Consider the following 9,695-nt stretch of genomic DNA (forward strand, 5'->3'; position numbering starts at 1 on the left):
GCGGCGGCGGCCGCCACAGCACTGGCCGCCGCCGCGCCCGCGAGCGCCCAGCTCGCGGTCTTTGACGCTGACGCCTACCTCAGAGCGTACGACCAACTCGTGGAGCTCAAGGCCCAGGTCTCGCAAGGCAAGCAGCTCTACGACGACTTCAACAAGCTGACGAACGTCAACAGCCTCGCGGCCGCTCTGAACAACCCGACACTGCGGCGGTATCTTCCAGCCGAGGTCCAAGACACCTCGCGCCTGCTGAACGGCTCGCTTTCCGATCTCGGCTCAATCGGATCTCGCGCGACTTCAATCCGGGACGCCGGCAGGCTCTTCACGCCGGACAAGACGGGCCTCTCGCCTGTCGGGCAGTACTATCAGGACTCGCTGGTCAAAGCCGGCGATCGCGCTGCGCGCGACATTGCTCTTGGTGAGAGCGCCTATCGCACGGCTGCCGAACGGCAGGGTGGGCTCGACGAGCTCCGCGTGGCCCTGAACAACGCCAAGACGGCCAAGGAGGTCATGGACCTTCAGGCGCGCATCGCAGCCGAACAAGCCCTCATCAACAACGACCAGATGCAGCTCCAGGGCCTCGCCATGATGCAGGAGGCCGAGCGCAGGCTCGCTGAGCAGCGAGATCAGGAAAAGCTCGCCGATCAACTCCAGCGTTCGATGAAAGAATTTAGGACCGGATTCAAATGAAGACCAAACGTCACTGCTTCACCTTAGCCTTTGGAATAGTAGCCCTCGGTGCCTGCTCTCCGGAGCCCCGCTCAACCTCCTATTTCGAAACAAACGACGCCGAGCGGGCCGAAGTGCTCGCCGATTGCAAGGCGGGCACTCACCGCGGCGAAGAGTGCAACAATGCCGAGACCGCCAGGGCTCAGGCGCAACACAAGCAATCCATGGAAGAGTTCAAGCGCGGCTTCTAGCTGCTGAGGACAATATGGCCACGATTTACGAGCCAGCGTACACCTTCGTCGAGAACCGCCTAGACGACGTTCTCCACGACGGGCTCGCCAACATTATCTCAGCCGTGGAAGGTCCCCTGCGGCTAGCGCTCGTTCTTTACGTGGTCCTGTACGGCTGGGCGATTCTTAGAGGATCGATCTCCGAGCCGATCCTGGACGGCGTAGTTCGCCTTGTGAAGCTCGCCTTCATCTACGTCGTCGCGACGACCGTCGCGTACAACAGCTACGTCACCGAACCTCTCTTCACCGAACTTCCGAACTGGCTCGCCGGCGCCATCAGTGGCCACACCGCGAGCGGCGTGGGTGGATCGTTCGACAGTTTCTTCAACCGCGGGGGCTATCTCGCCGACAAGATCTACTCATCGGCCAGCGTCGCAGCGCCCCTTGGATACATCACCGGGACGGCCGTGTGGTTTGTCACAGCGCTGTCGACAGCGCTCGGCTTCGGCATCGTTCTACTGGCGAAGTGCGCCCTTGCAATCCTCGTGGCCCTCGGACCGATCTTTATCGCCTGTCTCGTATTCGACGCCACGCGAGGGTTCTTCTTCGGCTGGCTAAGGCAAGGCGTGAATTACCTCCTGCTGTTTGCACTGATCTTGACAGTATTCCATTTGATACTCGCCCTCTTGGAAGGTCAGTGGACCAACATCGAAGGTCAGGCGAACCCAAACACATCGGGCCTGCTCTTCATCGCACTTTGCTGTCTCGGTGCCATCTTCTTCCTCCAAGCCCCCAATATCGCCGCCGGCATCGCGGGCGGGGCAGCCGCTGGGATCGGCGACTTCTTCAACGCTGGCCAAGCGGGCGCCGCCGGAGCGGCGGCCGCCGCCTTAGGTGCGGGGAAGCTCGGGTATCGCGGCGCTCGAACTCTCGCCTCTCGGTTCGGGGGTCGTGAGGGCGGCTCTGTGCGCCCCTCCGGCAGCGGCAACGGCCATCCTCGCCGATGACATTTCCCTTCGCCCCTCAGGAGACCACCGCGTGTTGCGTACACTGACGCTGACGGCCTGCGCGTTCGCCCTGGTGGCCTGTTCGACCACCAGCACGTCCAAGCCCAAGTCCTGTGACGGCCACAGCCGCCGGCCCGTCAACATCTACGGCTCGATCCTCCCTGGCTCTCCAGTGCCAGCGAAAACTGCGCCAGTTCCGGCTCCGCCCGCCCCGGGCCCGAACGGCAAGCCGGCCAAGCCCACGAAAAGCACGGCCGCACCGGCGCCCACTGTGCCCGGGGTGGTTCCTAAAACCCCGACAGCCAACTCAGCTCGCCCGACCGCGAAGCCGCGCCGGATCTCGGCTCTCCCGCAAGCCTTTGCGAGTTGCGGACAGGGAGCCCGCGGATGACCGGCGTGCGTGCGGACGATCTTAAGAGCTACTTCGAAGAAGCCCGGCGCTGGGACCAGGACCGGGTGCAGGCGGCGAACCGTTCGAAGAAACTGGCCTGGACCGTGGCGGCCGTGGCGAGCGGCCTCGCCGTCGCCTCGATCGCCGCAGTCGTGGCGCTGGCCCCCCTGAAGACGGTCGAGCCCTTCGTGGTGCGGGTGAACGAGAGCACGGGCGCGGTCGACGTCATGACCGGCCTGAAGGGTTCCCGAGACGTCACCTACAACGAGGCGGTCAGCAAGTACTTCCTCGGCCAGTACGTCCGGGCCCGCGAAGGCTACCTTCCGCCCGCGGCCGAAGAAAACTTCCGGTTCGTCTCGATCATGTCCACGCCCGACGAACAGCAACGCTGGGCGGACGCATACCGGTCGACCAACCCCACGAGCCCGCAGGCCGTCCTTGGCCCCGACGGAGTCGCCACCGTGGCGATCCGCAACATCAGCTTCATCAACCCCAAGGTGGCCAACGTCCGATTCACCAGGACCGTGCGCAAGGCCCAAGAGGTCCAGTCGAACGATTGGATCGCCACACTGACCTTCACCTACACCCAAGCCCCCATGCTGGAATCGGACCGGCTGCGAAATCCGCTCGGCTTCCAAGTCCAGAACTACCGGGCCGACCCGGAGATCTCCCAATGATGCGCAAGCTGCTCGCCGCCGCGGCTTGCGCGGCGTTGGCCGCGGCCGCCTTCCCCGCGGCCGCCGGCGACATCCCCAAGCCGGGGCAAGCCGATCCACGGATGCGCGAGGTCGACTACGACCCGAAGGATGTCGTGCGCATCGTCGGGACCTTCCGCACGGCCACGCAGATCATCTTCGGGCCCGGCGAAGAGATCCAGCATGTTGCGCTCGGCGACACCGTCTCCTGGGAAGTCGCGGCCGAGACGAACATCCTCTTCATCAAGCCTCGCGAGCGCGGCACGCCCACCAACCTGATCGTGACTACCCGCCGCGGCGCGGAGCTGCGCAACTACACCTTCGAGCTGACGATCCGCACGGGGCCAATTACCGCCACTTCGCCGGACACCTATTTCCAGGTCCGCTTCCGCTATCCCGAGGACGAGCGTCGCGCCGCCGCCCAGGTCCTCGCGCGTCAAGCCGGCATGATCGAGAAGGCCCGCACGGGGTTGATGCTCGACCATGCCGTTGTCGAGGGACCGCGGAACCTCAACTACACCATCCAAGGCTCGTCTCGCCTCCAGCCGTCCGAGGTCTCCGACAACGGCCAGTTCACCGTGCTGCGGTTTCCGGCCAATCAGGAGCTCCCGAGCTTCTTCACCGTCAATCCAGACGGATCCGAGAGCCAGGTGCCCTTCGACGTGCGCGACGAGTTCGTGGTGATCCACACGGTGGCGCCCAAGCTCATCCTGCGCCGCGGCCGCGAAGTCCTCTGCATCTTCAACGAGGCTGTCCAGCCCTACGGCGTGAACCACGGGACCTACACCGCCTCCTCGTCCGTCGAACGCACCACCCGCAACCCGGGACAGTAAGCCATGAGCGACACCCACGATCCCGGCGTGCCGGGCCGCCCTGAAGACGTCCGCCGCGACGAGGCCGTCGCCGACCCTTTCATGCGCCGACGCGCGCCGGACCAGTCCGACGTCCCGCCGGAGCACCGGGAACCCGACCGAGGCGCCGGCGTGCCGGGGGAGCGCGGCATCACGCCGGTGGCGGGCCGCTTCAGCTCCAATCAGGCCAAGATCGCCGGCATCGCGGCCATGGTGGGCGGCGCCTCCCTCCTCCTCGTCCTCACCTGGGACCGCGGCGACGCGCGGGGCGCCAAGGACGAGCCCAAGGAGCCCGCCCGCCAGGTCGTGAGCTACGACCAGGTGGCCAAGACCCCGCCCCCTCCCCTGCCGCCTGCGCCGACGGCCGGCGGCGTCGCGCCCGGCGTGGATCCTCTCACCGGTCAGCCGCTTGCAGCCGGCCAGGTCGTGCCGGCTCCGTCCCCCTATGGAGGCGGGCCCGCGGGCGCGGCGGGCGGGCAGCCGCGCGAAAACCTGGCGGACCTCTCCCGCCGGGCGCCGATCCTGGCCTACAGCGCCTCAGGCCAAGGCCTACCAGCGGCCGCCTATGGCGCCGCGACCCGGGCCAGCATAGCGCAGGACGAGGGGCCGCCACGCACCCCGACAGAGCTGGAGTCCCTACGCCGTGGCTCGGCCATCAACACGGCGCGCGCGAAGGTGCTCGGCGATCGCAGCTACATGATCCTCGCCGGCACGCAGATTCCCTGCGTCCTGCAGACGGCCATGGACTCCTCCTTGCCGGGCTACACCACCTGCATCATCCCGCGGGACGTCTTCTCGGATAACGGCCGGGTCGTGCTGCTCGAGAAGGGCACGAAGGTGCTCGGCGAGTATCGCGGCGGGATGCAACGCGGCCAGCGCCGGCTCTTCGTCCTTTGGACGCGCGCTGTAACCCCGCGCGGCGTGGCGATCGACCTCGCCTCGCCGGCCGCCGACGCCCTGGGCCGCTCGGGCTTCGGCGGCGATCTCGACAACCGCTTCTTCGAGCGGTTCGGGAGCGCCCTCCTCCTCTCCCTTGTCGATGATGGGGTCTACATCGCCGCCCAGGGCGACCGGCGCGATTTTCAGAACACCGTGCGCGTCCCTTCGGACGTCGCCGGCGTCGCGCTTCAGAATTCGATCAACCTGCCGCCCATCCTGCGCAAGAACCAAGGCGAGGATGTCGGGATTATGGTCGCCCAGGACTTCGACTTCTCCGACGTCTACGGGGTTGCAGCGCGGTGAACGCGGACTCCTCCGTCCTCGTCCACTACCTGCAGCCGCTCCAGCGGCTGCTGGAGCCAGCCGACGTGACGGAGATCGTCATCAATCGCCCAGGCGAGGTCGGGGTGGAAGGGCCCGGCGGCTGGCGCTGGCACGAGCTGCCCGACCTGTCCTCCGCCTGGCTCGCCACCCTCGCCAACGCCGCCGCAGCCTTCACGCGGCAGGACGTCAACGCCGAGACGCCGATCTGCTCCACCGTCCTGCCGCAGGGCGAACGCTGCCAGATCGTGCTGCCGCCGGCGGTGCCGACGGACACCGTCTCGATCACAATTCGCAAGCCGTCCAGCGTGACCTTCGGCATGGAGGACTTCACCCGGGCCGGCCTCTTCGAGGCAGCCAAGGCCGCCAGCGACGAACTGGACGAAACCGAAGAGGAGCTGCTGCGACTGCGCGACGCCGGCGCCTGGCCGGCTTATTTCGAGCTGGCTGTGCGTTCGCGGAAGAACATCCTCATCAGCGGCGCGACGGGGTCGGGGAAGACCACCTTCAGCAAGGGGCTCATCCAGCTCATCCCTGAGCACGAGCGCCTGCTGACGATCGAGGACACCCGCGAGCTGACGGTGCCTCATCGCAACGTCGTCCACCTCATCTATTCGAAGGACCAGCAAGGGCTCGCAAAGGTGGGCCCAAAGCAGCTCCTGGAGAGCGCCCTGCGCATGCGGCCTGACCGGATCCTGCTGCAGGAGTTGCGGGACGGAACCGCCTTTTTCTACCTGCGCAACGTGAACTCCGGCCATCCCGGCTCCATCACGACGGTGCACGCCGATTCCGCCACCCTCGCCTTCGAGCAACTGACCCTCCTCGTGAAGGAATCCGAGGGCGGCCGCGACCTGGCCCGCGAAGATATTCGCAGCCTTCTCCACCTGCTGGTCGACGTCGTCGTCCAGATGAAGAAGGTCGACGGCCGCTTCCGGATGACGGAGCTCTACTATGACCCGCTTCGCAAGCGCCACGCCGGCCGCTAAGGCGGCCTTCATCGCGGCCGTCACCGCCCTCCTCGTCGCCCTCTGGGCGATGCTGACCATGGTCGGCACCTTGGCGGGGATCGGGCGGCTCGGCGCCAACGTGGACTTCGTCGCCGTGCCGGCCTGGCTCTGGACCTATCGCGCGCACCCCGAGGTGCAGCTTTGGTTCAAGGTCGCCGCCCTGGGCTCCGGCGCGCTCATCCTGGCGCTCGGCGTCGTGGCGGCCGTTCGGATCCGCCGCCCGCTCCACGGCGCGGCGCGCTGGGCCAGCGAGGGCGAGATCGCCCGAGAGGGCCTCCGCGCCAAGAAAGGGATCATTCTCGGCCGCAAGGGCGGGGGCTATCTGACCTTCGGCGGCGCCGAGCACGTGATGCTCTACGCCCCGACTCGCACCGGCAAAGGCGTCGGCGTCGTCATCCCCAACCTGCTGAACTGGCCGGACTCCGTCGTGGTCCTGGACATCAAGAAGGAGAACTGGGAGGCGAGCGCCGGTTTCCGCGCCGCCCACGGCCAGAAGGTCGTGATGTTCGATCCGCTTGACCCGGACGGCCGCACGGCCCGCTACAACCCCTTGGGCTGGATCGATCGCCGCAACAGCGTCAAGGTTCTGGACGAGCTTCAGAAGCTCGCCACCATGCTCTTCCCGGCGCCCGACAAGTCCGACCCCTTCTGGGCCGAAGCGGCGCGGACCGGGTTCCTCGGCGTGGGCGCCTACGTCGCAGAGACGCCGGACCTGCCCTTCACCATCGGCGAGATCTACCGCCAGCTCACGACCGGCAATCCCAAGGCCAAGTTCCCGGCGGTGATCGAAGCCCGCGCCAGGGGTCCGAGCCCCCTCTCGCGCGGCTGCGTCAACGCCCTGAACGACTTCTGCGCCTCGTCGGACAACACCTTCGCGGGCGTCCGCCAGACCATCACCGCGCGGATGAACCTTTGGCTCAACCCGCGCGTGGACGCCGCCACCAGCGCCAGCGATTTCGACCTGCGCGACCTGCGCACCCGACGCATGTCCATCTATCTTGGTGTCACCCCGGACAACATGGTCCGGGCAGCGCCCCTCTATAACCTCTTCTTTCAGCAGCTCGTGGACCTGAACACCCGCGAGCTGCCGGCCAAGGACCGCCACCCCCTGCAGCTGCTCGTTCTCCTCGACGAGTTCGCCCGCTTGGGCCACGCCGCCGTCATCGCCAAGGGCTTCTCCTATGTCGCGGGTTATGGCGTGCGGCTCCTTCCGGTCATCCAGAGTCCGTCGCAGCTTCGCGCCGAGTACGGCCCCGACGTCGCAGACGAGATCATGACCAACTGCGGCGTCGAATTGGTCTTCACGCCCAAGGAGCTCAAGGTCGCCCAGGACCTCTCCGAGCGCCTGGGCTACTACACCTACGAGGGCCGATCGAAGAGCCGCCCGACCTTCGTCGGTTCCGGCAAGTGGACCACCACGGCCTCCGAACAGCGCCGCGCGCTCATGCTCCCCCAGGAGCTGCTGCAGATGCCCCGCGACGCTCTGATCGTGCTGCGCGGCGGGATCCCCCCGGTGCAGGGCCGTAAGATCTACTTCTTCAAGAGCGCCGACTTCGCCCGCCGCGTCCAGCCCGCGCCCGTCATCCCGGTCCTGCCGGACGTCGCTGGCGCCGGCCCGGGCCCAGCAGGCGAGGCCGGTCGGCTCGACGCCATGGCGGCCGACCTGGCGGCGCTGACCCGCACCGTCGGTGAAATCCACGCCCGCATCGTCCAGCGCCCGCTCACCGAGAGCGAAGCCGCTGGCGAGACTGAGCTGAGCATCGAGGCGATCTCGCTCGAGCTGGACTCGGTTGACCTCGACGACCTGCCGGCCGGCGCCACCGAGGAGCAGTCGCAGGCGTGGATCGACCGCTACATCAACTCGGGCCTGCTGCTCGAAACCGAAGCCATCGAACGCTGACCGTAGAGGAGGCCTCCCGTGGCCGACGAAACTGACGCTGGCGCTGAACCGACGCCGGCCCCTCCCCCGCCTCAGACCGCCACGGCGTCCAGGTCCGAACCGCGTAAGCGTCCCGAAGACGAGGACCGCGATCCTGCGGAGAACAGCATCTCCCCGGTTCTGGAACGCGCGGCTGAGCGCGACGCCTCGGAGAAAACCCAGCGCACCAGCGCCGACGCCTCGAAGCCATCGCCTCAACCCGCCAATGAGAACCAGCCGGAGCGGTTCTCGGTCGAACGCGGCGACGTCCCAGACGCCGTCAAGCGCCGGTACTATTCGGAGGAGCCACAGTTCTCGGCCGAGCTGCGCTTCTTCACCGACGCGAGGAGCGACCGGCCCGCCTTCCGCGACGCCGGCGGCAAGCTGACGGCCCGCGACAACCATCTCGACGTGGTGAGGGATCTCGTCGCGATCGCCGAACATCGCGGCTGGAAGGCGATTGAGGTGCGCGGCGAGGAAGACTTCCGCCGCGCGGTCTGGCTGGAGGCGCGCACCGTCGGCCTCGAGGTCCGCGGCTACAAGCCAGCCGAACGCGACCTGCAGGAGCTCGCCCGTCGCCAGGACGCCCGTGACGTCAACACCATCGCGCCGGCGCGCAACACAGCCCGGGCCGCCGACGGGTCGCCAGACCAGACGCGCACGGCGGCCGAGGCGGCTGGCGCAGCGGCGAAGCCCGCCAGGATCGACTACGACCAGGGCGTCACGGGCAAGCTGCTGGAGAGCGGCGAAGCGCCGTACAAGCACCGATCCGGCCAGGAGCTCACGCCCTTCGTCCGCGTCGAGCAGAAGAACGGGCGCCAGATCGAGGTCTGGGGCGTGGGCCTTCCCGCCGCCCTTCAGCGCTCCGGCGCCCAGGTGGGCGACGAGATCACCCTGCGTCGCGATGGCGTGGAGCGCGTCTCTCGCACCTTCGAGGTGCGCGACAAGCAGACCGGCGAGATCAGCCTTCAGCAGCGCCAGGTGCCCCGTAACCGCTGGACCATTGAGGCCGAGCGTTTCCGCGCCGCCTCGGCGGGCGACCCGGCCTTGCGCGACGCCCAAAGTCGCCTCGCCGTCGTCGCCGCCATAGTCAAGGACCGCCACCCGGACCCTGCAATGCAAGAGCGCCTGATCGCCGGCGCCAAGGAGAAGATCGCCGCCCACATCGAGCAGGGCGGCCGCTTCGCGCCCGCCCAGGTGCGCGAGCCCGTGGTCGACAAAGGGCGGCCGTCCCCTGAGCAAGCGCCCGCCGTAGAAGCCGCGCGCGCCGTGCGACCGGAATCCGCCAAATCCGGTCCCGAACGCACGCGGAGCCGTTGATGTCCGACCCCTCGCGGCCCCAGGGGTCGACGGGCGAGTTTGTTCATACAAACACTCCGCAGCCGCATCCCTTCGATGTGGCTGTGGGACGCCGGCTCCGCATGGCCCGCAAGGCCCGCAGCCTCAGCCAGGGCCAGCTCGCCGAGAGCATCGGGCTGTCCAGCCACCAGCAGATCCAGAAGTACGAGCAAGGAGCCAACCGGATCTCGGCGTCGAGCCTGGCCAAGGCCGCCATCTTCCTAGGCGTTCCCATCGACTACTTCTTCGTCGATGTGGAGGGCATGCCGCTTCCGGCGTGCGAATTCCACGCGATCGCGGGCACGAATTCCACGGCAAGGTGGGCGCGGATT

10 protein-coding genes are annotated in these 9,695 nt (G+C 67.6%); all 10 read left to right on the forward strand.

Going from position 1 to position 9,695, the window contains the following annotated elements; all coding sequences use genetic code 11:
* On the forward strand, positions 1-687 hold a 687-nt coding region (locus tag AX721_RS20955), incomplete at its 5' end, for a type IV secretion system protein (RefSeq protein ID WP_068877919.1).
* On the forward strand, positions 684-917 hold the full coding sequence (locus AX721_RS27555; protein WP_156467305.1) for an EexN family lipoprotein: 234 nt from the start codon (positions 684-686) through the stop codon (positions 915-917). The genes AX721_RS20955 and AX721_RS27555, both read left to right, overlap by 4 nt.
* Positions 918-931: 14 nt before the next feature.
* A complete protein-coding gene (locus tag AX721_RS20960) occupies positions 932-1,903 on the forward strand; it encodes a type IV secretion system protein (protein WP_068877920.1) in 972 nt (323 codons plus the stop codon).
* 387 nt (positions 1,904-2,290) lie between these two features.
* On the forward strand, positions 2,291-2,971 hold the full coding sequence (locus tag AX721_RS20965; protein WP_068877921.1) for a virB8 family protein: 681 nt from the start codon (positions 2,291-2,293) through the stop codon (positions 2,969-2,971).
* Positions 2,968-3,822 carry a P-type conjugative transfer protein VirB9 gene (gene virB9, locus AX721_RS20970; RefSeq protein WP_231733410.1) on the forward strand — a complete coding sequence of 285 codons (855 nt, stop codon included), beginning with the start codon at positions 2,968-2,970 and terminating at the stop codon, positions 3,820-3,822. The genes AX721_RS20965 and virB9 overlap by 4 nt, the downstream gene beginning before the upstream one ends.
* Before the next feature lie 3 nt (positions 3,823-3,825).
* Positions 3,826-5,082 carry a type IV secretion system protein VirB10 gene (virB10, locus tag AX721_RS20975; RefSeq protein ID WP_068877922.1) on the forward strand — a complete coding sequence of 419 codons (1,257 nt, stop codon included), beginning with the start codon at positions 3,826-3,828 and terminating at the stop codon, positions 5,080-5,082.
* Positions 5,079-6,086 (forward strand): P-type DNA transfer ATPase VirB11, encoded by a 1,008-nt coding sequence (virB11, locus tag AX721_RS20980; RefSeq protein ID WP_068877923.1) that lies wholly within the window; start codon positions 5,079-5,081, stop codon positions 6,084-6,086. Before virB10 ends, virB11 begins: the two co-directional genes overlap by 4 nt.
* Positions 6,052-8,007: a type IV secretory system conjugative DNA transfer family protein gene (locus tag AX721_RS20985; protein WP_082765730.1), complete on the forward strand. Its 1,956-nt coding sequence runs from the start codon at positions 6,052-6,054 to the stop codon at positions 8,005-8,007. Before virB11 ends, AX721_RS20985 begins: the two co-directional genes overlap by 35 nt.
* Before the next feature lie 18 nt (positions 8,008-8,025).
* On the forward strand, positions 8,026-9,345 hold the full coding sequence (locus AX721_RS20990; protein WP_068877924.1) for an LPD7 domain-containing protein: 1,320 nt from the start codon (positions 8,026-8,028) through the stop codon (positions 9,343-9,345).
* Between the two features lie 83 nt (positions 9,346-9,428).
* Positions 9,429-9,695, forward strand: a 267-nt coding sequence (locus AX721_RS20995; RefSeq protein ID WP_255373685.1) for a helix-turn-helix domain-containing protein, incomplete at its 3' end; no start/stop codon positions are given.

Source organism: Phenylobacterium sp. CCH9-H3 (assembly GCF_001557235.1).
In the GTDB taxonomy this organism is placed as follows: Bacteria; Pseudomonadota; Alphaproteobacteria; order Caulobacterales; family Caulobacteraceae; genus Phenylobacterium.